General features: G+C 45.5%; 19 protein-coding genes. 8 read left to right on the top strand and 11 right to left on the bottom strand.

Annotation, left to right across the window (positions count from 1 at the left end):
• The first annotated feature begins 93 nt into the window (after positions 1–93).
• Positions 94–1,506: a phosphoglucomutase/phosphomannomutase family protein gene (locus tag R7093_RS09985; protein WP_047102647.1), complete on the top strand. Its 1,413-nt coding sequence runs from the start codon at positions 94–96 to the stop codon at positions 1,504–1,506.
• Between the two features lie 158 nt (positions 1,507–1,664).
• On the opposite strand, the gene R7093_RS09980 is transcribed toward R7093_RS09985, so the two are convergent.
• From R7093_RS09980 to hrpB, 10 genes are all read right to left on the bottom strand, one after another.
• The gene (locus R7093_RS09980) at positions 1,665–2,696 is read right to left on the bottom strand and encodes an ABC transporter ATP-binding protein (RefSeq protein ID WP_005380055.1); all 1,032 of its coding nucleotides are present in this window, start codon (positions 2,694–2,696) and stop codon (positions 1,665–1,667) included.
• Positions 2,696–4,321 (bottom strand): ABC transporter permease, encoded by a 1,626-nt coding sequence (locus R7093_RS09975; RefSeq protein WP_005386564.1) that lies wholly within the window; start codon positions 4,319–4,321, stop codon positions 2,696–2,698. Before R7093_RS09975 ends, R7093_RS09980 begins: the two co-directional genes overlap by 1 nt.
• A gap of 99 nt (positions 4,322–4,420) precedes the next feature.
• Positions 4,421–5,434, bottom strand: coding sequence for a Fe(3+) ABC transporter substrate-binding protein (locus R7093_RS09970; RefSeq protein WP_005386566.1), 1,014 nt, complete (start codon positions 5,432–5,434; stop codon positions 4,421–4,423).
• Between the two features lie 152 nt (positions 5,435–5,586).
• Entirely contained in the window at positions 5,587–6,816 is a 1,230-nt protein-coding gene (locus tag R7093_RS09965; protein ID WP_047102648.1) for an ammonium transporter, read from the bottom strand.
• Between the two features lie 27 nt (positions 6,817–6,843).
• The gene (locus R7093_RS09960) at positions 6,844–7,182 is read right to left on the bottom strand and encodes a P-II family nitrogen regulator (RefSeq protein ID WP_005386570.1); all 339 of its coding nucleotides are present in this window, start codon (positions 7,180–7,182) and stop codon (positions 6,844–6,846) included.
• Between the two features lie 188 nt (positions 7,183–7,370).
• Complete coding sequence (locus R7093_RS09955; RefSeq protein WP_017635908.1) at positions 7,371–7,739, bottom strand: YacL family protein; 369 nt, start codon at positions 7,737–7,739, stop codon at positions 7,371–7,373.
• Positions 7,740–7,838: 99 nt separating this feature from the next.
• Positions 7,839–10,436 carry a bifunctional aconitate hydratase 2/2-methylisocitrate dehydratase gene (acnB, locus tag R7093_RS09950; protein ID WP_047102649.1) on the bottom strand — a complete coding sequence of 866 codons (2,598 nt, stop codon included), beginning with the start codon at positions 10,434–10,436 and terminating at the stop codon, positions 7,839–7,841.
• Between the two features lie 268 nt (positions 10,437–10,704).
• Entirely contained in the window at positions 10,705–13,035 is a 2,331-nt protein-coding gene (locus tag R7093_RS09945; protein WP_047102650.1) for a patatin-like phospholipase family protein, read from the bottom strand.
• Between the two features lie 122 nt (positions 13,036–13,157).
• A complete protein-coding gene (gene mrcB, locus R7093_RS09940; RefSeq protein WP_005380020.1) occupies positions 13,158–15,530 on the bottom strand; it encodes a penicillin-binding protein 1B in 2,373 nt (790 codons plus the stop codon).
• A complete protein-coding gene (hrpB, locus tag R7093_RS09935) occupies positions 15,523–17,991 on the bottom strand; it encodes an ATP-dependent helicase HrpB (RefSeq protein ID WP_258473815.1) in 2,469 nt (822 codons plus the stop codon). Before hrpB ends, mrcB begins: the two co-directional genes overlap by 8 nt.
• A gap of 66 nt (positions 17,992–18,057) precedes the next feature.
• Between hrpB and sfsA the strand changes: the two genes are divergently transcribed.
• The 7 genes from sfsA to panC all read left to right on the top strand — a co-directional run bounded on the left by sfsA (position 18,058) and on the right by panC (position 24,004).
• Positions 18,058–18,774 carry a DNA/RNA nuclease SfsA gene (gene sfsA / locus R7093_RS09930; RefSeq protein WP_047102652.1) on the top strand — a complete coding sequence of 239 codons (717 nt, stop codon included), beginning with the start codon at positions 18,058–18,060 and terminating at the stop codon, positions 18,772–18,774.
• A 136-nt stretch (positions 18,775–18,910) separates the two neighbouring features.
• Positions 18,911–19,357, top strand: coding sequence for an RNA polymerase-binding protein DksA (gene dksA, locus R7093_RS09925; protein WP_005386584.1), 447 nt, complete (start codon positions 18,911–18,913; stop codon positions 19,355–19,357).
• Positions 19,358–19,452: 95 nt separating this feature from the next.
• Positions 19,453–20,316 carry a tRNA glutamyl-Q(34) synthetase GluQRS gene (gene gluQRS / locus R7093_RS09920; protein WP_047102653.1) on the top strand — a complete coding sequence of 288 codons (864 nt, stop codon included), beginning with the start codon at positions 19,453–19,455 and terminating at the stop codon, positions 20,314–20,316.
• Positions 20,317–20,418: 102 nt separating this feature from the next.
• Positions 20,419–21,786 carry a polynucleotide adenylyltransferase PcnB gene (gene pcnB, locus R7093_RS09915; protein WP_005386589.1) on the top strand — a complete coding sequence of 456 codons (1,368 nt, stop codon included), beginning with the start codon at positions 20,419–20,421 and terminating at the stop codon, positions 21,784–21,786.
• A complete protein-coding gene (folK, locus tag R7093_RS09910; RefSeq protein WP_017635910.1) occupies positions 21,783–22,268 on the top strand; it encodes a 2-amino-4-hydroxy-6-hydroxymethyldihydropteridine diphosphokinase in 486 nt (161 codons plus the stop codon). The genes pcnB and folK overlap by 4 nt, the downstream gene beginning before the upstream one ends.
• Before the next feature lie 24 nt (positions 22,269–22,292).
• Positions 22,293–23,087: a 3-methyl-2-oxobutanoate hydroxymethyltransferase gene (gene panB / locus R7093_RS09905; protein ID WP_005386592.1), complete on the top strand. Its 795-nt coding sequence runs from the start codon at positions 22,293–22,295 to the stop codon at positions 23,085–23,087.
• A gap of 11 nt (positions 23,088–23,098) precedes the next feature.
• On the top strand, positions 23,099–24,004 hold the full coding sequence (gene panC, locus R7093_RS09900) for a pantoate--beta-alanine ligase (protein WP_005380005.1): 906 nt from the start codon (positions 23,099–23,101) through the stop codon (positions 24,002–24,004).
• Positions 24,005–24,057: 53 nt separating this feature from the next.
• On the opposite strand, the gene R7093_RS09895 is transcribed toward panC, so the two are convergent.
• Entirely contained in the window at positions 24,058–24,987 is a 930-nt protein-coding gene (locus tag R7093_RS09895) for a Kdo(2)-lipid IV(A) acyltransferase (protein ID WP_047102654.1), read from the bottom strand.
• Between the last annotated feature and the right edge of the window lie 47 nt (positions 24,988–25,034).

Raw genomic sequence — 25,034 nt, 5'->3', positions numbered from 1 at the left:
ATTTATCCGGTGCATTTATGTTTTACAAGTGCATCGGTTCGCTAGCAAAGATTTAAGACGCGGTGGGATGCCGCTCTTATCGAGGATCGAATCATGATCAAATTTGGTACAGGCGGTTGGCGTGCATTTATTGGTGAGGAGTTCACCAAAGATAACGTACGCTTGGTTGCCCAAGCAGTTGCAAACATCACGAATAACGAATCGGTTGCTGATCGCGGTTTTGTGATTGGCTATGACCGTCGTTTTCTTTCCGATAAAGCAGGTCGTTGGTTCGCTGAAGTTCTAGCAGCAAACGGCATTATGGTTAGCTTTATCGACAAATTTGTCCCAACACCTATCGTAATGTTTAAAGCGAAAGAAATGGGCTGCGCATACTCGGCATGTATTACCGCATCACACAACCCTGCCGATTACAACGGCATTAAAGTCTTCATTGAAGGCGGTCGTGACGCAGATGAAATCATCACCCAAAAAATCGAATCACAAATAGACGCGCTCACTGCGCAAGATGTAAAAAGCGTCGACTTTGAACAAGCGGTTGAAGATAAGCTGATTGAAATCATCAATCCGATGAACGAATTCGTTGACTCAATCATCGACTTTATCGACATCGAAGCGATCAAGAAGGCGAATTTACGTGTTTTGATCGACCCAATGTTTGGTGTCGCGAAAAACGCACTGCAAACCGTATTAATCAACGGCCGCTGTGACGTTGATGTGATTAACGATGGCAAAAACCCAGATTTCGGTGGGTTAATGCCTTCGCCAAGCGCTGCAACACTCTACCGTTTGATGCACCTAGTGAAAGAGCAAGGTTACGATATTGGCATCGGTACTGATGGCGATGCGGACCGTCTTGGTATTATCGACGAAAAAGGTAACTTCATTCATCCAAATGAAGTGCTACTGCTGCTTTACTACTACCTACTTGAATACAAAGGCTGGAAAGGCTCCGTGGTACGTAACATCGCAACCACCCACCTTCTCGATAAAGTCGCCGAAGATCATGGCGAGAAATGCTTTGAGGTTCCTGTAGGCTTTAAGCACATCAGCTCCCAAATGGAAGCGGATGACTCACTGATTGGCGGGGAAAGCTCTGGTGGCCTAACCATTCGCGGCCACATCAAAGGTAAAGACGGCGTATTCGCATCAAGCCTATTGGTAGAAATGATTTCAGTAACCGGCAAGAAGCTGTCTGAGTTGCTGGATGAAATCTACAGCAAGTACGGCTATGCCTACATGGCAGAAGGCGATTGCAAGTTCAAACCAGCGCAAAAAGACGTACTGTTCAACAAGATTTATGTTGAAAAGCAGTTGCCTGAGTTTGAGTTTGAAATCGAAAAAGTCAGCTATGAAGATGGTGCGAAAGTCTACTTCAAGAACGGCGGTTGGATCATCGCTCGCTTCTCTGGCACTGAGCCACTGCTACGAATTTTTGCAGAGATGCAAGATAAGGACACTGCGGAACGTGTTCTTCAACAGTTTAAAGACTTCTTGTCTTTATAACTGAGCCTTGTGCCCGCTTCGCGCACTATGATGAGAGTCGACGCTGTCTGAAAAGGCGCTCATCAAAAAGGAGAAGAGCACTTGCCCGGCTCCACAGCCGGGCTTTTTTATTGTATGTTGGGAAGTCGTAAACGAGATAGCAAAGATACTCAGGAGCGTTAAGCAAATGCCAGGACGCCTTGCGTTTCAATTTTCACCGCGACGGACTCACCTATATTTAATGCTTGCGAAGCTGTAGCTAACAAACGGTCACCATTCGCGTTAATCACATAACGGCAGTGATCACCCATAAAATGCTGTTCCAATACGGTTACCGAACTATCTTCATCGGATTGAATTTGTACATGCTGCGGTCTTAGCAGTAAAGAGCACTCCGCCTGTACTGGAATATCTTGTTGAGCCGTGGCTTCAACCACGCCCAAGTGGGTTTCATATTCTGAATTCGAAACTCGTTTAGCAGCAAGGTAACTGCCACCACCTAAGAAATCAGCGACAAATTTACTTGAAGGTTGGTAGTAAAGCTCAGATGCTGTGCCATATTGCTCGATGACTCCATTGTTCATCACTGCCATTTTATCGGCGAAAGCAAAAGCCTCTTCACGGCTATGCGTAACAAAAATGGCAGTCACACCTTGGGCCTTAAAAATCTTACGGATCTCACTTATCAACTCATGGCGAACTTGCGTATCAATATTAGAAAACGGTTCATCCAGTAACAGTAAGTCTGGGCTGTAAGCTAATGAGCGAGCAATCGCAACACGCTGCTGCTGTCCACCAGACAATTGATGAGGATAACGATCGCCATAACCTTGAAGATGCACGAGTTCTAACATCTCTTGAACTTTGGCATTTTTCTCTTTTGTCGAGCACTGCTTTAAGCCAAAGGCAATGTTTTGCTCCACCGTCAAGTGAGGAAAAAGTGCGTAATCTTGGAAAATCATCCCTATATTACGCTGTTCTGGCGGCAACCAGTTTTCCCCATCGTCAATTGTGACGCAATTTAGACTCATTTCGCCTGACGTTAACGGCAATAATCCCGCAACGGCCTTTAATAGTGTTGTTTTCCCACAGCCACTAGCTCCTAGCAAACAGACAATCTGCCCTTGTTCTACCTCAAGAGACAATGATTCGAGTACGGTTTGATCATCATATTGGCACGTTAGGTTTTTAATTGATAATGCACAGCTCATCAGTGATTTTGCTCCAGTGAACGGTTAACAACAACAAGCGGGATCAACCCAACAAGAACCAACAGGACCGCTGGTAAAGCGGCCAATTCTAAATGCTCATCCGAGGCGAAGTTATAAACGTATGTGGCTAGTGTTTCAAAGTTAAACGGACGAAGTAACAAAGCCGCATTGAGCTCTTTCATTGACTCGATAAACACTAATAAAGCCGCAATCAGTGCACCGCGCTTAACCAGCGGAAAGTGCACGCGCCACAGCATGGCATTCGGCTTACAACCCATAGTGCGCGATGCCATATCTAACGACGGAGAAATTTTATTTAAATTACTTTCGATACTACCAATCGCTACCGCGGAAAAGCGCACAACCATGGCAAATACTAGTGCGAACATGGAACCAGAAAAGATAAGTCCCGGCCTTCCCCACTCCATGGCTTTAGCAACGTCGTTGACACGATGATCCATAAACAGCACAGCGACCATCACACCGATGGCTAGTACCGTTCCTGGTACTGCATAGCCCATAGAAGAAAGACGCATAAATGCCAAGCTTTCTCGTTTACCATTGACTCGATGGGTAAAGTTAACGATCAGTGCGACAGCAACACCAATAATCGCAGCAATAACAGACACAACTAAGCTATTCCATGCGTATTCACGAAACTCTGAGGTCCAACTCTGCGCAAAATAAGTGATCGCATAATCAATCAGCTGTAGTAGCGGCAAAATAAACGCGACCGAAACCAAGCCCCAGCACCAAACTAGTGCGGTCCACTTTTTCCAGCCCGTCAACTCGTAACGAAAATCTTCGTGACTGTTAAATTGGCTTTGAAAAAGCTTTTGTTTACGGCGGCTGTATCGTTCGGCACTAAGAAGCAGTACTACAATGACGAGCATCATGGCAGAAATCTTGGCTGCCGCATTAAGATTAGAGTACCCCAACCAAGTATCGTAGACCGCTGTGGTTAACGTATTCACCGCGAAGTAACTTACCGTACCAAAGTCACCAATGGTCTCCATTGCGACCAATGATAAACCCACTGCGATAGAGGGTCTTACTAACGGCATCGAGATGCGCCAAAAACTTTCCCATGGAGAGCACTTGAGCAAACGCGCGCTTTGCAATAAAGAGACATTTTGCTCCATAAACGCAGCCCGGCACAATAAATACACGTAAGGATACAACACCAAAGCCAACACAAAGGTCGCACCAGGCAACGTACGAATGTCAGGGAACCAATACTCGCCAGGTCCCCATCCGGTTACATCACGCAAAAAGATCTGAATCGGGCCTGCAAAATCAAACCAATCAGTAAAAATATAACCAATGATATAACCTGGCATTGCAAGAGGTAGTACCAATGCCCACTGCAACCATTTTTCGGTCGGCAGTTTACACATGGCCATTATCCAAGCGCTTGGAATACCAAGAATTAAGGACAGCACCATTACGCCAACAGTTAGCGCAACCGTGTTAAAAATATAAGTCGGCATGACCGTTGCCATTAAATGAGCAAACAAATCATCCGTTTCACCAATCGCGGTGTAGAAGATCGCTAAGATCGGCAAAACCAGTAGCAGAGTTATTACCCCACTACTGGTTTTCCATAAAGAGTGTTTATCTTTCATCGCCTAATTACTGCAAGGCTGTATGAAATACAAATGCTGTTGCAAATACATCTCATATCCTTTAATCAAATGGGGGTACTGTTATACCCCCACAAGGAATTAAAGGTCAAATTTCACTTCGTCTAATAGCTTAATTGCCGCTTCGTGGTTGGCTGCAATATCGTCTAGAGAAAGCTTGTCTGCTTTAAAGTCACCCCAAGATTCCACAAGCTCAGAACGCTTCACGCCTTCTTTAACTGGGTACTCATAGTTAACTTCTGCGTACATTTGCTGCGCTTTGTCACCCGTTAGGAATTCCATTAGCTTCACAGCATTGTCTTTGTTTGGAGAGTACTTCGCCATCGCCATACCAGAGATATTCACGTGAGTGCCTGTAGTCTCTTGATTAGGGAAGTTGATGTAAACTGCATCAGCCCAAGCTTTTTGCTCTTTGTCGTTAACCATTTTACCTAGGTAGTAGCTGTTACCCAGAGAAACATCACATAGGCCTTCTTTGATCGCTTTAACTTGTGCACGATCGTTGCCTTGTGGTTTGCGAGCAAGGTTTGCTTTCACACCTTCCAACCACTCTTTGGTTTCTGCTTCGCCATTGTGAGCAATCATTGCTGAAACTAGAGAAACGTTGTACGGGTGCTTACCGCTACGAGTACAAATTTTACCTTTGAACTCTGGCTTAGCTAAGTCTGCGTAGTTGAAATCTGCGCCTAGTTTACCTACGCGATCACGTGATGAATAAACGCTACGAGAACGTAGAGTTAGAGCAAACCACTCATTCTCTTTATCTTGGTATTGAGCAGGTACGTTTTCTTCAATGATTTTGCTATCGACTTTCTGAACTAAACCTTTGTTTGTCAGTTCAGCTAGACGGCTGATGTCTGTCGTAAGAATAACGTCAGCAGGGCTGTACTCACCTTCTTGAGCTAGCTTTTCTGCTAAGCCTTTTTTAGCAAATTTTACGTTTACTTTGATGCCAGTTTCTTTAGTGAACTCATTGAACATAGGTTCAACTAGGAAAGGTTGACGGTAAGAGTAGACGTTCACTTCTTCAGCAGCCATTGCTGTTGGAGCTAGAGTAGCGCAAGTTAGTGCTGAAAGAGTTAGCAGTTTTTTCATTGTTTAATCCTTTACCATGCTAATGATAACGTTTATCAGTTGCGTTATTATATGTATGTTCAATAAGAAGACAATGACGAATATTAAAAAACCTGCTCATCGGAGCAGGTTTTATTGTGTTAAGTGTGTAACCATTTATTACAAGCTAATGATTATTTCACCGTAACAAACTCTGGGTAAGCACCAACACCACAATCATGCATGTCCATACCTTCCATTTCTTCATCTTCTGTAACGCGAATCCCAACGGTTGCTTTCAAGATTGCCCACACAACTAGGCTGGCACCAAATACCCAAGCAAAGATAACTACGGCACCTAAAAGCTGTGCACCAAACGTTGCATCACCGTTGCTCAGTGGCACTACCATTAGGCCGAAGAAACCACACACACCGTGAACTGAGATAGCACCTACTGGATCGTCAATTTTAAGTTTATCTAGAGCAATGATACTGAATACAACTAGTGCACCCGACACTGCACCAATCGCAACCGCGTACAGTGGTGATGGCGATAGAGGGTCTGCAGTGATGGCAACCAAGCCAGCTAGCGCGCCATTGAGAATCATCGTTAAATCGGCTTTACCCCAAGTAGTTTTACAAACGAATAGCGCCGCAATTGCACCGGCAGCCGCTGCTGCGTTAGTGTTTAGAAAGATCTGACCAACCGCTGTAGCATTCTCAAAATCTGAAACCATCAACTGAGAGCCACCGTTAAATCCAAACCAGCCAAACCAAAGGATAAAAGTACCCAACGTTGCCAAAGGCATGTTAGAACCTGGAATCGGATAAATTTCACCATTTTTACCGTACTTACCCTTACGCGCGCCAAGCAGTAACACACCAGCTAGAGCAGCAGAAGCACCTGCCATATGTACGATACCAGAACCCGCAAAGTCACTAAATCCAGCTTCTGCTAGGAAGCCTCCACCCCATGTCCAGTAACCTTCCATTGGATAGATAAACGCAGTTAAAATCGCAGAGAAAATCAAGAAAGACCAAAGCTTCATGCGCTCAGCTACCGCACCAGAAACGACGGACATGGCAGTTGCAACGAAGACAACTTGGAAGAAGAAGTCAGACTCTAAAGAGTGGTCGGCCCCTTCACCTTGAGTACCAATTAACGTACCAAATGAAGGTAACCAGCCTCCTTCTCCATTATCGACATACATGATGTTATAACCGACAATCAGAAACATCGTACATGCGATGGCGTACAAACAGATGTTCTTCGTAAGAATTTCTGTTGTGTTTTTAGAGCGCACAAGGCCAGCCTCTAGCATCGCAAAGCCTGCTGCCATCCACATTACCAACGCACCGGAAATGAGGAAGAAAAAGGTGTCAAGTGCGTAACGTAACTCGGTTACTGTTGTTGCTAATTCCATAATAAGTATCTCCAATCCTTTGAATTCTTAAAGTGCTTCTGCGTCCATTTCGCCAGTTCGGATACGCACCGCTTGGTTCAGATCGTAAACAAAAATTTTACCGTCGCCGATTTTTCCGGTTTGCGCAGCTTTTGTAATTGCTTCAACAACGCGATCTACATTGTCTGCGTGAGTCGCGATTTCAATTTTCACCTTTGGTAGAAAATCGACTTGATACTCTGCACCGCGATACAATTCCGTGTGACCTTTTTGACGACCGAACCCTTTAACTTCTGATACTGTCATCCCTTCGATACCGACATCAGCCAATGCTTCTCGTACATCGTCTAATTTAAACGGCTTAATAATGGCATTGATTATTTTCATTGAGTTATCTCCGAAGCTTTCATCCTGAAACACTTCTTATAATCCAATCTACGTGCCAAGTTTTTAAGTTATTGAATAATAAAAACTAACCTCAATTTACATATCTATAAACAAAAAGAGCGCACCATATCGGTGCGCCCTTTTCACAAATTTAAAGCAACGGCAGAGAAGTTACCCAAAACTGTGCATTAAATGTTCAAAAAGTCTTTCCACTGTTCGATAAGTGCCATGAAATCCTCTATCCCACAACTTGCTGTACTTTCTGCATTGTAGAAGTCGAACTCACTTTCCATCTCGACATCATATTCATGGGCTAATGCGTTTTCTTGTACAAGAACTTCGTCGCCCTGAATCATCAAGCTAATTTCCGTGCCTGTTAGGTTATGCTCCTGAGAAGGCGCTGAAAATGACCGCTCAATTAGCTTTTCAACCTGTGCAATCTTCATCGGATCTTTGCCAATTTCTTCTTGCAACCAGCGCCCTACAATCTCATGTCCCATGCTACATTTTACGTAGTACTCGCCCATCAACGTGTTACGAATGAATTCAAATTCCACCGAGATTGCCTATTTCGTATCAATTTGGTGCGAGTATAGCGAATTGCTCCCATAAAAAAAGCACCTCATGTGAGGTGCTTTTGAATTGTGCATTTCTGATTATGCCGGCTCTTGGAAGATCACTTCGTCCGCTTTCTTGGTGTATTGATCCATTTTATGGAAGTTCAAGTAGCGGTACGTATCCGTTGCCGTAGCGTCGATTTGCTTCGCGTATTCTAGGTATTCTTCTTTGGTTGGAATCTTACCTAGAATTGCACCTACTGCAGCTAGCTCAGCTGACGACAGGTAAACATTCGCACCAGTACCCAGACGGTTCGGGAAGTTACGCGTTGAAGTCGACATTACTGTTGATTTATCTGCAACACGCGCTTGGTTACCCATACAAAGTGAACACCCCGGCGTTTCAATACGAACCCCTGCACGTCCGAAGATACCGTAGTAGCCTTCTTCAATCAGTTGGTCTTTATCCATCTTTGTTGGTGGCGCTACCCAAAGGCGCGTTGCTAACTGGCCATTGAACTTATCAAGCAATTTACCTGCTGCGCGGAAGTGACCGATGTTCGTCATACAAGAACCGATGAACACTTCATCAATCGCTGTGCCTTGTACTTCAGACAACAAACGAGCGTCATCTGGGTCATTCGGTGCACATAGTACTGGCTCATTGATTTCAGCCATATCGATTTCAATCACATGTGCGTATTCAGCGTCTTTATCTGCTTGCATCAGCTCAGGGTTTGCTAGCCACTCTTGCATTGCTGTAATGCGGCGCTCGATAGTACGGCGATCACCGTAGCCTTCAGAGATCATCCACTTCAGCATCACGATGTTAGAGTTTAAGTACTCTTCGATCGACTCTTGAGACAATTTCACAGTACAACCTGCCGCCGAACGCTCTGCAGATGCATCAGAAAGCTCAAATGCTTGCTCAACCGTTAGCGTTTCTAAGCCTTCAATCTCAAGGATACGGCCAGAAAATTCGTTGATCTTGCCCGCTTTCTCTACCGTTAGTAGACCTTGCTGAATCGCGTAGTAAGGGATGGCATGAACAAGATCACGCAGTGTAATACCCGGTTGCATTTCACCTTTAAAACGAACCAAGATTGACTCTGGCATGTCTAGCGGCATAACGCCTGTCGCAGCTGCAAAGGCAACCAAGCCCGAGCCTGCTGGGAATGAAATACCCAGAGGGAAACGAGTATGTGAGTCACCACCCGTACCGACAGTATCCGGTAGTAGCATACGGTTTAGCCATGAGTGGATAATACCGTCACCAGGACGAAGAGATACACCACCGCGGTTCATAATAAAGTCCGGAAGTGTATGGTGAGTGTTAACGTCTACTGGTTTTGGATAAGCCGATGTGTGACAGAAAGACTGCATGACAAGATCAGCAGAGAAGCCGAGACACGCCAAGTCTTTAAGTTCATCACGAGTCATAGGGCCAGTAGTATCTTGCGAGCCTACTGTCGTCATTTTCGGCTCACAGTAGGTTCCAGGACGGATGCCTTCTACGCCACATGCTTTACCAACCATTTTCTGTGCAAGCGTGTAACCCTTGCCAGAATCTGCGATTTCACCTGGTTTGCGGAATACGTCCGAAGGCTCAAGACCTAGCGATTGACGCGCTTTGTCTGTCAAACCACGACCGATGATCAATGGGATACGACCACCAGCACGAACTTCATCAATCAGTACTTCTGTTTTTAGCGAGAACTCAGCTAGAACCTCACCAGTTTCGTGGTTGCAAACTTTACCTTCATATGGGTAAACATCGATAACATCGCCCATGTTGAGCTTAGTTACGTCAACTTCGATTGGTAGTGCGCCAGCATCTTCCATTGTGTTAAAGAAGATAGGGGCAATTTTGCCACCAAGCACATACCCACCAGCTCGTTTGTTTGGAACGTAAGGGATATCATCACCCATAAACCAAAGCACTGAGTTGGTTGCAGATTTACGTGAAGAGCCAGTACCAACAACATCACCAACGTAAACCAATTGATGGCCTTTGTCTTTTAACTCTTCAATTTGCTTGATCGGGCCAATAGTACCCGGTTGATCAGGGTTTATTCCTTCACGCTCGTTTTTAAGCATCGCCAGTGCGTGTACTGGGATATCAGGGCGAGACCAAGCGTCAGGTGCAGGTGAAAGGTCATCCGTGTTCGTTTCACCTGTTACTTTAAATACGGTTAGAGTGACTTTTTCTTCAAGCTTAGGCTTAGAAAGGAACCACTCAGCATCAGCCCATGATTGAAGTACTTTCTGTGCATGCGCATTGCCTGCTTTCGCTTTCTCTTCTACGTCATAGAAAGCATCAAACATCAGCAGCGTATGAGACAGCGCTTTTACTGCGATCTCTGCCAGTGCTTCATCATCCAATAGCTCAACTAGCGGTTCGATGTTGTAACCACCTTGCATAGTGCCTAGCAGTTCAGCCGCTTTTTCACGACTCACTAATGGTGATTTAACTTCACCTTTTGCTACTGCTGTTAGGAAACCCGCTTTTACATAAGCAGCTTCATCAACACCTGGAGGGATACGGTTTTCAAGTAGGTCAAGAATGACTTTTTCTTCACCTTGCGGGGGATTTTTCAGAAGTTCTACAAGTCCAGCAACTTGTTCTGCGTCTAGCGGTTTAGGAACAACTCCTTCAGCAGCACGCTCTTCGACGTGTTTACGGTAGGCTTCAAGCACGACTTTTTCCTCTCATTGCGGTTCCTCCTCTATTATTACTATTGTTAAAGTAAAGGAGTGAACATCCTTGGAAACTTGGCTCTCCATTGCCCTTGTTTTCATTCAATTATGATTGAGAAACAGCGCCGTAGAGGCCAAACTGTGGGCAAAATAATAGCAAATTTAACCTTAAATTAAAATCTTATCATTTTGACCAACATAGCAACTTACGACTAAAGTTCTGCTAATTTTGACCAAATATGCCAAGTTTTTGCTTTCTCATACCCGATTAATTAAACGATGTTCCTACGATCAAATACACAGCATCCAAATCTTGCTCGGTACGACCGTATGCCAACATTATTGGTCCTATTGGTGAGTCAACACCAAAGAAGATGGAGCCAGCATTGTAAAGCGGCGCTTCGTTTAGTTTCAGATCATTATCAGACCAAACACCGCCATATTCGACCGATGCGCCCAGGTAGACTGGAGCTTCAAACAATCCGAAATCATTATCAAACCACTTATATCGGTACACCAAACTGCTGAAAAATAAGTTCTGTCCGATCAGGCTATTTCTTGGGATTCCCGATAGGCTTAAGAAGCCGCCCAACTCTCTGGGATCAAGCGGTAAAGATGAGTTTTTACTCTCTACAAAACTATATTCAGCATGTCCGACTAAAGTATGACGCTGATGACTCACTGCACCTTTAAATCGTGCAGAGATTTCATAAACGGTATCTTCAATAATTTTGTCAGTTTCTAAAAGGCTAACGCCTTGAGGACTTTGATCATGAGACACTAAATATTCGAGATCGACTAAAAGCCCACGAGTCGGAAATGCGAAATCATCAAGTGTATCTAGGCGATAATTGGCAAACAGGCCACGACGTTCAAAATCCAATTTACCAGCAGAAGCCAAAGTAGAAAGCTCAATATCTCCGGTTGAGTAGCGAGCGCCAAATCGAAGTTCTTGCCACAATGTGGGTTGGATACCTATCGCTAACTCTGTTGTAAAATCATCGTAAGTGACCGGAAAAAAGTCATTTACTGACTCTAAATCTGGTGCTTGAGGCTCTGTTAAAGGTAAGTTTCGGCTCTCACTGCCATAGGAAATACGCCCCGATACAAAAAGTTCTTGGCTAGATAAAACAGGGGAATACAACTCAGCTTCAATCAGCTTATCCGTGCCCATTTCTACGTTGAACGCCAACTCCGCGCCATGAGAGTTCAAGTTGGTAAAGTTGGTTGATATCCCTATGCCGTACTGGCTATCTGTATCGAAGTCATCTTCAAGAAAAAATCGGAAGTTGAGATAATTAGGCCCCCACGACTTCTCGTTAACATCAAAAACCAACAATGTCTCACCATCAACCTCTTCAAAGTGATAAGTGATGAGCTCGAACCGATCTAACGCGTAGAGGTTTTCAACGGCTTTCTCAATTTCGGCCGTTGAAATACGACGTCCGGTTTCTAATTCAATACGATTCGTCAACAACACATCGCTGTAGTGCGTGTTATTTACAATCACAATGTCATCAACCACACGCTGATCGCCATAAATCAAAGTTTTACGAACTTCTTGTTTGCGGTCGATGTATTTTTGATAGTCCGCGTTGGACAAGCGTAACTCTTTCAGCTTGTCTTTTAATTGCTTGGTAATATCGTACCCAGCTTGAAAAGCCCAAGGCATTTTGTCGAACTCGACGGTTTCCATGGTGCCCACATTGGGACGAATATAGATATCTTGAGGTTCAAGCTCGTCCACTTGCTGTTGTGTACTACGACGAACGAGATAGTTAGAGAGTTGGTCCGCGACAGTAAACAGCCCCGTAAATTCATCTTCGGTTTTGTAGTCGGTGCTAATATCGACGGCAATAACGACATCAGCCCCCATGGCGCGAGCCACATCGACAGGCATGTTATTGACGACGCCGCCATCAACAAGCATATGGCCATTGAGCTTATAGGGAGGAAGCGCTCCTGGTACAGACATGCTAGCCATCATGGCGTCCACAAGGTAACCATTGCCCAGTACGACTTCTTCTAGGGCAAGAATATCAGTCGCAACAGAACGATAAGGAATGGCAAGATCATCAAAAGAATCGAATCGCCCTAAGTTCCCTGTAGTCTCACGCAATACTCGCAACATGTTCTGGCCTTGCACCACACCCGTTGGTGCTCGTACCTCACCGAACCTTAAGCCGAGATCGGTATTAATTTGATAGCGGTCTTCATACTCTTTGTCACGAACTCGACGTTGGCTACGGTCAACACGATCTCGATAACCGCTGCCCCAATCGACGGTGTAGATAAAACTCTCGATTTCATCAGCACTCATACCCGTGGCATAAAGCCCACCCACATAGGCGCCCATACTGGTACCGGTCACAATATCGACAGGGATCTGCATTTCTTCCAATGCTTTTAAAACCCCAATGTGTGCCGCCCCTTTCGCTCCTCCACCAGCGAGCACAACCGCCACCTTTGGTCGAGGTTCCAAGTCATCCGTTTTTGTTAGAGAGTTTGCGAGGGAAACAGAAGGAGTGATCATCAAAAAGGTACTAACCCAAAGCGCAAAGTTGCGAACCGATGGGCTTGATAACAGCTTTTTGAACATTCACTTCTTCCTTTATTGAATATCTGATCAAGTAGGGCGTGCTAGCAGTACTGTACTAACACGCCCTAATATGTACTAAGAATTAATCAGATAAACAAGCTAATGTTGTTGATTTGGCGATGCTACCAATCAAATATGCTATTTAACCAGTTTGATTTCTTCTCACACTGTTGCTTTATCTGACCGGTTTTATCCCAAACCGGCAGTTTGTAATCACTACGGCAGTTCATTTCTAAACCTCCATCAGATGTAGGCTTGAACCCTAATGTGGTAATTTCTCTTGGCCATGGGAGCTCTAAGCGCTCAGGAATACGCTGCTTCAAGTACTCTGCGTACACTCGTAATGCACCACTCGACCCCGTTAGATTCACGGGTTTATTATCGTCGCGGCCTAGCCAAATTGTCGTCACCTCACGACCATCAACACCGACAAACCAACTATCGCGGTTGTCATTACTGGTACCCGTTTTTCCTGCCAATGCAGCCCAACCAAACTGGCTTTGTAAGAAGCGGCCAGTGCCTTGAGCAACCCCTTGTTTCATCGCGTAGGTCGTTAGCCATGCAGCTTGTTCATCCACGGCTCTTGATGAACGAGGCAAGGATTGATACAGCACATTACCTTCCATATCCATGACTGAGCGCAGAGCGGTCAGTTTTGCACGCTTACCTGAATTCGTCAGAGTCTGATACATCTGTGCGACTTCGAATGGCGTCAAAGAAAACGAACCCAAAAACATCGAAGGCACTGGGCGAATTTCGTCTTTGTTCACGCCCAAACGCTCTAAAGTATTGGACACTTCAGGAATGCCAAGTGCCATACCTAAGCGCACGGTTGGTACGTTAAGTGATTTCGCTAAAGCAATGTAAAGTGGCACATCACCACGATATTTTCTATCGTAGTTGCGCGGCGTCCACACGTTACCTTTACTGCTCTTCAGACTTAACGGCGTGTCGTGTAGCGTCGTGCCTAGGTTGTATTTATCCGGTTGTTCTAGAGCCGTTAAGTAAATCGCTGGTTTCACTAAAGAACCAATTGGACGACTGGCATTGAGCGCTCGGTTAAAGCCTTCATAACCGACACGTTTACCACCAACCATCGCACGGATTTCACCACTATGGCGATCAACGGCCACAGCAGCGGCTTCTAACTCTTTACCACCCCGTTTAGCTAGTTCTGGGATCTTTTTCGCGATAGCTTGTTCCATTTTGCTTTGCGATACTGGGTCCAGAGACGTAAATACGCGCAGTCCGGTCTCTGCCTTAAATCGCTCCCCAACTTTTTCTTTTAATTCAATACTCAATTGTTGGAAATAAGCTGGCTGACGGCTCGCAATACGTGGCTTGCTTTGCGTATCGAGTGGACGACTTACAGCTTGTTCATACTGCTCTGAAGTCAACATGTTTTGCTGCATTAACAGGCGCAGAACGAGATCACGACGCTCTTTCGTTCTCTCAGGGTAACGAATTGGGTTGTAGTAAGACGGTCCTTTTACCATCCCAACTAACATCGCCAGCTGATCGATTCGCAACTCCTGAATTGGCTGCCCAAAATAGTAACGCGACGCCAAGCCAAACCCGTGGATCGCTTCACCTCCACTTTGACCTAGGTACACTTCGTTTAGGTAGGCTTCTAAGATACGATCTTTGCTGTAACGGTAATCCAAAATTAGCGCGATATACGCTTCTCGAACTTTACGCCACAGTGTTTTATCACGAGTCAAAAACAGGTTTTTTGCCAATTGCTGAGTCAGCGTACTACCACCTTGAACAGTACGACCCGCCTTAATGTTCGCAACCAATGCACGTGCAATCGCGAGCGGTGACACCCCGTCATGTTGATAAAAATCCCGGTCTTCGGTCGCAAGCAGTGCATCCACCAAAATTTCAGGGAACTGATCACGACGTAAGAAAAGGCGCTGTTCATCACGGTCTTTCTCCAGCATGCCCAACATCTTCGGTTCTAGGCGCAAGTAACCAAGGTCTCCTCGAGATTCTAAAGACTGAATACGTTGCAAGCCGGAATCAGAGAAATGCAGCATAATGTGACGATCCGGCTCGGGACCATCGGCAAACTCGAATGGACGACGAATCAATTCAATCCGAGTGGAAGAAGAGGAATATTCGCCTGGGTAACGAGGTTGACTCACTTTACGGTAATTCAACACATCTAGCTCGTTGCGCAGTTCTTGGATGGTGATATTCTCACCAGGGCTTAGATTCAAGATACGGGCATAAACCACCGTTGGCAGCTCAAACAGCTGACCTTCAAAGCGTTCTTTCACCACACTATCTAAGTAAATCCCAACAAACAGCAAAACAGCGGCAAGTGCAACGCCAGCTTTCCAGCTAAACGACCACAGAACTTTCAACCACGAACGTTTCTCGTTAGTCGGCTTTTTACTCGGCGTACGTCGAGTCTGTTTTGCGGTTCCTTTATTGGTTGTACTTTTCTTCGCTGGCGCTTTTTTCGCGCTAGGCTTCTTGCTGTCAGTCATTATTCAATTGTCTTTTTGTTTTCGTTGTTGCTACATGATTGGCAGGATCATCTGGCCAAACGTGTTTTGGGTAGCGCCCTTTCATCTCTTTTTGAACGTCTTTGTAGCTTCCGTTCCAGAAAGCCGCCAAGTCCGACGTTACTTGCAATGGACGTTGTGCCGGTGAAAGCAGTTCAAGCACCAAACGCTTGCGGCCAAGAGCTACCGTTGGGGAACCACTCTCCCCAAATACTTCTTGCATACGCACCGATAATATCGGCTCGTGGCCATATTGGTAACGGATACGCTTCTTTGAACCTGTGGGTAGTTGGTAATGCTCAGGTAACCATTCATCCAGTTGTTGATTGAGTGGCCAACCTAATAGAGCATTAAGCGCTTCGACCAAGTTTATCTTGCTCAGGTCTTTAACCGAGCTGACAGACGTCATGTATGGTTCTAACCACTCCTCTAATGAATCCAGCAAACTGGCTTCATCAAACACTGGCCATGACTGCTCAGGTAACCATTCCACCGCACAACGAATCCGAGCCAACAAGCTCTCCGCTGCCGGTGTCCAGTTTAGACTCTGTAAGCCCTGGCGGCGGACATACGTGAGTAAAGCTTGTGTCATTTTTTCTTTGCCCGGGCTTGGCAACGGCTCGCGTTCAACGACCAGCAGACCGAGTTTTGTTTGTCGCTCAGCTATTAGACGGCCTCTTTTTTCATCCCAGTCCACTACTTCTTCAGACGAAAATAGCGTATCAAAGGTCGTTCGCAATATATTGACATCCAATTCACATGCCGAATGAATTTGACTTGAATTAGAATGAGAACGCATTAAGTCAACGGCAACCAAATACTCACAGCCACCTAGCATGTCTTCCTGATGACATTCTGCACCATGACCATTAGCCAAAGTAAATCGCCCAAATTGATTTGTGCGCTGCTGCGCAATGCGATCTGGAAATGCCAGACTTAACACCAGCGGTAATGCATCTTCATCCACGCCTTTCAGGTCAAATACCGTATCCAATTTGTACGCCAGAGATTGAGCACGCTTGAACAACATCGACTTTTTTGGATGAGTACCAACAAGCCAACGATGCAAGCTATGAGCGATATTGGTAACATTTCTCTCTGGCTCTTCAATCAGTGCGACCGCCGCCAAAGCAGCATTTAACATCTTATCACTGTAAGATAGCGCTTTAATTAGCATCGCAGCCGCACGAGGCTCAACGCCTAGTTCATGCGCCTGTTTTCCTTCGGACGTTAATTGCCCTTTTTCCGTCAGTAGTCCCAATGACACCAATAGCTGCTTCGCTTGTTCCAATGACGCATTAGCGGGAACATCAAGCCACTTTAGATCGTGGATATCACCCGTTCCCCAAAAGGCAAGCTCCATAACTAAACTAGCCAAATCGGAATGCAAAATTTCGGGTAGGGGAACCAGCGGTTGCTGCTTGAACTGGCTTTCAGAATAAAGACGAACACAAATGCCCTCTTCTATTCGTCCCGCTCGTCCTGCACGCTGAATCGCTGAAGACTGTGCAATGCGTGTTTGCTCTAAGCGTGTTAAACCGTTTTTCAAATCAAAGCGGGCAATACGCTCTAACCCAGAATCAACCACGAGGCGAATGCCTTCAATCGTTAGTGAAGTTTCTGCAATGTTGGTCGCTAGAACGACTTTACGCTTACCTTGTTCTGCTGGCGTAATCGCTTTTTGTTGATCTGCAAAGCTCAGTTGACCATAAAGTGGGCATACGTCGATATCATCCGCTAAATGAGACAACCGCTCTTCAACTTGTTTTATGGCACCAACACCCGGCAGGAAAGCCAACAAAGATCCAGACTCTTTGTTCATAAGACTTTCTATTGTTTTTGCCATACTCGTAGGTAAATGCTCGTTCACACCTAACGGCTGGTAGCGCATTGCCACATCAAAGCTGCGCCCTTCAGATTCAATGTAACTGGCTTCTGGCAACAACGATTGTAATGCTTGTTGGTCAAGCGTTGCCGACATTACCACCAGCTTGAGATCGTCTCGCAATGCCTCTTGAACTTCTAAACTGAATGCCAAAGCGGTATCGGCATGAATGCTGCGTTCATGAAACTCATCAAAGATCAGTAGATCAACCCCATCCAGTTCAGGGTCAGTTTGGATCATCCTGGTCATGATCCCTTCGGTCACGATCTCCAGCTGCGTTGCAGAACTTACCTTTGCCTCGCCACGAACTCGATAACCCACGCGTTGACCAACTTGTTCTCCCAATTGCTCAGCAAGATAACGGGCAATGTTACGCGCCGCGAGTCGTCTTGGCTCAAGCATGATGATTTTTCCAGCAACCGAATGATTTAAGAGTAACTGCAAAGGGAAGTAAGTCGACTTACCGGCACCAGGCGCCGCTTTTAAGATCACTTGATGTTGATTTTTGACCGCCGTCAGCAACTCAGGCATCACGGCTTCAATCGGCAATTGTGACAAAGAAAATACCTTATGGTGTAATGGTGGCAACATTGTACATAAAAAATTTTTTGTCTAAATAAGCAAATGCATTTCACACCCGCTTTAGAGTCCGCCACTCTACTCAAACGCTATAAACGCTTTCTTGCCGATATCGAGCTCGATACTGGTGAAATCCGTACAATCCACTGCGCAAATACAGGTGCAATGACGGGTTGTGCAACACCCGGAAACAAAGTTTGGTTTTCTACTTCCGACAACCCGAAACGAAAATACCCCAATAGTTGGGAGTTGAGTGAGACCGAAAAAGGCCACCGTATTTGTATCAACACCGCGCGTGCCAATCAATTAGCCGTAGAGGCTATTGAAAATAATGTCATTTCAGAGCTTTGTGGTTATGACACACTTCAAACTGAGGTGAAATACGGTAATGAAAATAGCCGAATTGATATCTTGCTCAGCGCAGACGACAAGCCAAAGTGCTATATAGAAGTGAAAAGCGTCACTCTTCTTGATGAGACCGACTCTACTGGACAAGGATACTTCCCAGATGCGGTCACGACTCGGGGACAAAAACACCTGAGAGAGCTCACAGAAATGGCACAAAATGGAAGTAGAGCCATACTTTTATTCACTGTTTTACATTCAGGTATTGAAAAAGTATCCGCGGCGCACCATATAGACGCGAAATATTCACTATTACTCAAACAAGCACAAGACGCTGGAGTGGAAGTTCTCTGCTACAAAGCTGAACTGAGCGATACTGGAATGAAGCTGATTTCCGCTATTGATTTTATCAATTAAGAGAAAAAATGATGTCGTCTTCACATTGACGATAACTTTGCGATTCAGTATTTGCTTGCACCGCCTCTTTTTGCTATAGATACCCGCCTTAAATTGACTGCGTAGCAGTTGACTAGGTGTAAGTAGGAGATGCTGTATGCCAGAATCAAAGAAGAAAACGATAGGCATCCTAGCCATTGCCGGCGTGGAGCCATATCAGGAAAAACCTGGTGAAGAGTACATGTCACCAGAGCAGGTTGAACACTTTACGAAAATCTTAACAGCTTGGCGCGACCAGCTAAGAGCTGAAGTGGATCGTACTGTTCACCACATGCAGGACGAAGCAGCAAACTTCCCAGATCCAGTTGACCGCGCCTCTCAAGAGGAAGAGTTCAGCCTAGAACTGCGTAACCGTGACCGCGAACGCCGTTTGATCAAGAAGATTGAAAAGACTTTGGATAAAATCAAAGAAGACGATTTTGGCTTCTGTGAGTCTTGTGGCGTAGAGATTGGCGTTCGCCGTCTTGAAGCACGTCCAACCGCTGACCTTTGTATTGACTGTAAAACACTTGCAGAAATCAAAGAGAAGCAAATGCAAGGTTAATCACCCAGCATTATGATTGTTGAAGGGAGCTCAGGCTCCCTTTTTGTTTTGGCTATCTTCGCACCCTATTTGTTTACTAAATTCGAGATACACGCATGACACGCTATGTAGGTCGATTCGCCCCATCTCCTTCTGGTCCACTGCATTTTGGTTCACTGATTGCCGCTCTTGGCAGTTATTTTCAAGCGAAAGCACAAAACGGAGCTTGGTTAGTACGTATTGAGGACTTAGACCCACCAAGAGAAATGCCAGGTGCAGCGCAACTTATCCTAGAGGCACTCAAGGCCTATCAGCTGCATTGGGATGGAGAAGTGGTATACCAGAGCGAACGTCACGACCTTTACCAAGCTCAAATAAACAAATGGCTCGAAAATGGAGAAGCCTATTATTGCCAATGTACTCGTAAGCAAATTAAAGAGCATGGCGGTTTTTATCCTGGCACTTGCCGCGATAAAAACTTGAAAGACGGCGCGATTCGCCTAAAAATGACCAAGCCTGTCGCTCATTTCCTCGACCAAAAGCAGGGAACCATTACGATTCCAGAGCAACTCGTTAATGAAGATTTCATTATTAAACGTCGAGATGGATTATTTGCTTATAATCTTGCGGTAGTATTGGACGACATCGACCAAGGCGTCACAGAAGTCGTGCGAGGTGCAGACTTAATCGAGCCGACAGGGCGTCAAATTAGCCTGTACCAAATACTTGGTCAGCCTGAAGTTAGCTACTTGCATTTACCATTGGCGATGGACAACAACGGCAATAAATTGTCGAAACAAAATCACGCGACGGCTATTGATATAGATACACCAAAACCTACTCTATTGCGCGCCATGACATTTTTAGGTTTCGAGATACCTGAAACCGTAAGGGCGGCCAACATAGAAGATATTCTTCGTTGGGGCTGCGAAAACTGGCGGTTGGAACAGCTTCCAGCAGAGATCGAGATCACACCGTGATTCTCAAATGGCATTGTGTAGGCTATCATTAGCCGCAAATTAGGCCCTAGAGGCGTATAAAACTAACCAAAGCAAGATTGGATTAAACCCAGTTATTGCCAGATGCACATGAATACAAACGACTATACACCAAGCGAACCTGCCACAATTCCAGAGCTCGCTCTCAATGTAATAACTCGTGAAGAGCACAACATTTCGCGTAAGCAGATCAGTGATAATGCGCTGAAGGTACTGTACCGCCTAAATGGTGCTGGTTTCGATGCTTTTCTTGTGGGTGGCGGGGTTCGAGACTTACTGCTTGGACAAAAACCAAAAGATTTTGACATTGCGACCAACGCAACGCCGGAACAGATCAAACAGCTATTTCGTAACTGCCGTTTGATTGGTCGCCGCTTCCGCTTGGCTCATATTATGTTTGGCCGAGACATCATTGAGGTTGCGACATTCCGTGGTCACCACCAAGAGCAAAAGAATAAGAGCATTTCTCAGCAATCAAAAGAGGGTATGCTGCTGCGTGACAACGTCTACGGCACCATCGATGAAGATGCTGAGCGCCGTGATTTCACGATTAACTCGATGTACTACAACATCGCAGATTACTCGATTCACGACTACGCACGTGGTATTGAAGATTTAGAAGATCGCCTAATTCGACTTATTGGTGATCCAGAAACACGCTACCGTGAAGACCCTGTACGCATGCTGCGTGCGGTTCGTTTCGCGGTAAAACTAGACTTTGATATTGAAGAAGACACCGCAGCGCCAATCGAACACATGGCACCGTTGCTCGGTGACATTCCGTCAGCGCGTCTTTTTGAAGAGTCACTCAAATTATTGCAATCCGGTCATGGCTTAGAAACCTACCACCTACTGCGTGAGTACAACCTATTCCAGCAACTATTCCCGACGATTGCAGCGCACTTTACAGAAGATTACTCCTCTCACACTGAGCAGATGTTGGATCTTGTCCTAGATTCTACCGACATGCGCATCGAAGATGGGAAACGCATCAATCCAGCATTTATGTTTGCTGCAATGCTGTGGTACCCACTGTGTGCGAAAGCCGATGAACTGATGGAAGAGCGCAACTTAGGCCATTACGACGCCATTATGGAAGCGAGCAACATCATTCTTGACGAGCAAGTTCGCACAATTGCCATTCCAAGACGCCACACCGCAACCATTCGCGAGATTTGGCAGTTACAGCTTCGTCTTCCACGACGTAACGGTAAACGTGCATTCCGTCTTATGGAGCTCAATAAATTTAGAGCTGGCTTTGATTTTCTTGAAATGCGCGGTGAAATTGAAGGTGGTGACACTCAGAAGCTTGCCAAGTGGTGGGAAACTTTTCAAAATGCAGGCCGAGAAATGCGTCAAGCAATGGCTGCCGACTTAGACGGTCAATCACCGAAAACAGGCCAGCGCCGCCGTAAAACTTATCGCAAGAAAAAGAGTAAGCCCAAATCATGATTACAGCGTACATTGCGGTAGGCAGTAACTTGGCTGATCCTGTCAGCCAAGCGAAGCAAGCGATTGAAGCATTAAAAACGCTGCCTAAATCAGAGTTTGTTCAAGCTTCTTCGCTATACAGCAGCACGCCAATGGGGCCACAAAACCAACCGGATTACATCAATGCGGTTGTGTCTATTAACACCAGTTTGACGCCTATTGAATTGCTCAATTGCACACAAGCTATAGAGCAAGAACAAGGGCGTGTCCGTAAAGACGAACGCTGGGGACCAAGAACCTTGGACCTCGACATTGTGCTTTATGGCAATGAGGTGATTAATTCCGAGAGGCTGATCGTTCCTCATTATGGAATGAAAGAGCGTGAATTCGTACTCTACCCTCTTGCGGAAATTGCACCAAGTTTACAACTCCCTGATGGGACCGAGGTCTCTGAACTACTGGAACAAGTAGATAGAAACGGCCTCAGTATCTGGCAGTCATAGCCAACTCCTAGTAAGGATAAAACCATGAAAAAAATGACCATCAACGACCTAATCAAGTGGAAGCAAGAAGGTCGTAAATTTGCTACTTCAACCGCTTATGATGCGAGCTTTGCCCAACTGTTTGAAAGCCAAGAAATGCCAGTACTTCTTGTTGGTGATTCTCTAGGTATGGTTTTGCAAGGTCACAACGATACTCTGCCAGTAACGGTCGATGATATCGCTTACCATACTCGTTGCGTACGCGCTGGTAGCCCAAATTGTTTGTTGATGGCAGACATGCCATTCATGAGCTACACCACCCCAGAGCAAGCTTGCGAAAATGCGGCTAAACTGATGCGTGCTGGTGCCAATATGGTAAAAATTGAAGGTGGTGACTGGCTTGTCGACACGGTGAAAATGCTCACTGAACGATCAGTTCCAGTTTGTGCTCATCTTGGTTTAACTCCTCAAGCTGTTAATATTTTTGGTGGTTACAAAATCCAAGGTCGCGATCAAGAAAAAGCAGACCGCATGGTAAAAGACGCATTAGCGCTGCAAGAAGCAGGCGCTCAAATCGTCTTACTAGAATGCGTACCAGCTGAGCTTGCTGAACGTATTACGCAAGTGCTTGACGTTCCTGTTATCGGTATTGGTGCAGGTAACGTAACAGATGGTCAAATTCTCGTAATGCATGATATGTTTGGTATTTCTGCCAACTACATGCCGAAATTCTCCAAAAACTTTCTTGCTGAAACAGGTGATATGCGCAAAGCCGTTACTAAATACATTGAAGATGTAGCCAACGGTGTATTCCCAGACGACGCTCATACCATTGCCTAGAGGATAAATGCATGCAAACTTTTGCGGAAATCTCAGCAGTTCGTGAACACCTTAAAACCTTTAAACGTGAAGGTCGTAAAGTGGCGTTTGTCCCTACCATGGGCAACCTTCACGAAGGCCACTTAACTTTAGTGCGTAAAGCACGCGAATACGCTGATATCGTTGTCGTAAGCATCTTTGTTAATCCGATGCAGTTTGATCGTGCAGACGATTTAAATAATTACCCACGCACGCTAGAGGAAGACTTAAGCAAGTTAACCTCTGAAGGGGTCGATGTGGTATTTACGCCAACACCAGAAGTTATCTACCCTGAAGGTCTGGATAAGCAAACCTTCGTCGATGTCCCTGGCCTATCAACAATTCTCGAAGGCGCGTCTCGACCAGGTCATTTCCGTGGCGTGACGACGATTGTGAATAAGCTGTTTAACATCGTACAACCGGATGTCGCGTGCTTCGGCGAGAAGGACTTCCAACAACTTGCTGTTATCCGCAAGATGGTTGATGACCTAGCAATGGACATTGAAATCATCGGTGTACCAACCGTACGTGAAATGGACGGTTTAGCAATGAGTTCACGCAATGGCTTGCTTACGCTGGACGAGCGTCAACGTGCACCTGTACTTGCTCGTACAATGCGTTGGATCAGCAGTGCCATTCGCGGTGGCCGCGATGACTACGCATCGATCATCGAAGATGCAAGCGACCAACTTCGAGCTGCAGGTCTGCACCCTGATGAGATCTTCATTCGTGATGCTCGTACATTACAAGTGATCACACCAGAAACGACACAAGCTGTCATTCTGATGTCTGCGTTCCTAGGCAAAGCTCGTCTTATCGATAACCAAACGGTAGATATGGTTGTCGAAGCGAAGGAAGAAGCTGAATCTAACAATACAAACTCAGAGAGCGCAGAGTAAGCTCTGAGTCATAAAAGTAAAAAGGTCGACTCTTAGTCGACCTTTTTTATACTCTACGTATAGACGCAATCTAACCCTTCAGGGCGAGTTTTAAACCGCTTGTGCAGCCACATCCACGCTGGAATATCACGTTTTATCATTTTCTCAAGCTCTTGGTTCAAGATGCTTGCCGCTTTAACCGCATTACGTCTCTCGAAACGCTCGCTAATGTCTTTTCCAATGTACAGCGTGTAATGGTGATTTTTACTCACTGTAACGCCAGATATAACCGCGCACTTTGTTGCATCAATGAGAACACTAGACCCGACGGTACTCGCCGCTTGTTCAACAGCAAAAAACGGCGCAAAAACAGAATGGCTAACGCCATAATCATGGTCGGGTAAATACCAAAGTCGATGACCATTCTTCAGAACTTTGAGCATTGATTTCACGTCTTTTCGATCAATCATTTGATGTCCAAAACGAGTTCGACCTCGATGTTGAATAAACTCATAAGCAGGATTCGAATTTGGGCGATAAACGCCATAACCTTGGGCAAACTGGCTAAAAATACGAGCGGTTATCTCCAAGTTTAAATGGTGACTGCACACCACCAACACACCACGTCCATTCTTTTCCTCAGCGAGTAAACGATCTTTTCCAACAATAGAGGTTATCCGACGTATCCGCCAATCTGGCCAAAACCAAGCGATACCGGTTTCGATGATCGCCATTCCAGTATATTGAAAGTTTTTTCGTACTACGTCCTTACATTGCCAATCCGTAAAATCAGGGAAACACAGCTGGAGATTACGCAGAGCGATCTTGTGTCGGCGCTTCATTACATGCATCGCAATACAGCCGATGATTCTACCTAAGATTCGCAATACTACGTATGGCAGTACATTAACAAGAATCGCTAAAGATCCAAATGCCAGCCATACAGACCAATATTTGGGCTTAAGTAACTGATAGGAGAAAGGCGGCGGCGGGACAATATTCATAGGATCACTCATTTATTACAAATGATTGAAACCTACCATGATAAAAA

The organism is Vibrio sp. 1580 (genome assembly GCF_033340055.1).
Note: the sequence above shows the minus strand (reverse complement) of the source record. Positions and strands in the feature narration are given on the sequence as shown.

Bases quoted from the DNA above. Each gene is read 5' to 3' on its own strand.
- panC (WP_005380005.1), top strand. From the start codon at position 23,099: ATGCAAACTTTTGCGGAAATCTCAGCAGTTCGTGAACACCTTAAAACC.
- pcnB (WP_005386589.1), top strand. From the start codon at position 20,419: ATGCACATGAATACAAACGACTATACACCAAGCGAACCTGCCACAATT.
- R7093_RS09965 (WP_047102648.1), bottom strand. From the start codon at position 6,816: ATGGAATTAGCAACAACAGTAACCGAGTTACGTTACGCACTTGACACC.
- gluQRS (WP_047102653.1), top strand. From the start codon at position 19,453: ATGACACGCTATGTAGGTCGATTCGCCCCATCTCCTTCTGGTCCACTG.
- R7093_RS09960 (WP_005386570.1), bottom strand. From the start codon at position 7,182: ATGAAAATAATCAATGCCATTATTAAGCCGTTTAAATTAGACGATGTA.
- panB (WP_005386592.1), top strand. From the start codon at position 22,293: ATGAAAAAAATGACCATCAACGACCTAATCAAGTGGAAGCAAGAAGGT.
- folK (WP_017635910.1), top strand. From the start codon at position 21,783: ATGATTACAGCGTACATTGCGGTAGGCAGTAACTTGGCTGATCCTGTC.
- dksA (WP_005386584.1), top strand. From the start codon at position 18,911: ATGCCAGAATCAAAGAAGAAAACGATAGGCATCCTAGCCATTGCCGGC.
- R7093_RS09985 (WP_047102647.1), top strand. From the start codon at position 94: ATGATCAAATTTGGTACAGGCGGTTGGCGTGCATTTATTGGTGAGGAG.
- R7093_RS09895 (WP_047102654.1), bottom strand. From the start codon at position 24,987: ATGAATATTGTCCCGCCGCCGCCTTTCTCCTATCAGTTACTTAAGCCC.
- R7093_RS09970 (WP_005386566.1), bottom strand. From the start codon at position 5,434: ATGAAAAAACTGCTAACTCTTTCAGCACTAACTTGCGCTACTCTAGCT.
- mrcB (WP_005380020.1), bottom strand. From the start codon at position 15,530: ATGACTGACAGCAAGAAGCCTAGCGCGAAAAAAGCGCCAGCGAAGAAA.
- sfsA (WP_047102652.1), top strand. From the start codon at position 18,058: ATGCATTTCACACCCGCTTTAGAGTCCGCCACTCTACTCAAACGCTAT.
- R7093_RS09975 (WP_005386564.1), bottom strand. From the start codon at position 4,321: ATGAAAGATAAACACTCTTTATGGAAAACCAGTAGTGGGGTAATAACT.
- R7093_RS09980 (WP_005380055.1), bottom strand. From the start codon at position 2,696: ATGAGCTGTGCATTATCAATTAAAAACCTAACGTGCCAATATGATGAT.
- R7093_RS09945 (WP_047102650.1), bottom strand. From the start codon at position 13,035: ATGTTCAAAAAGCTGTTATCAAGCCCATCGGTTCGCAACTTTGCGCTT.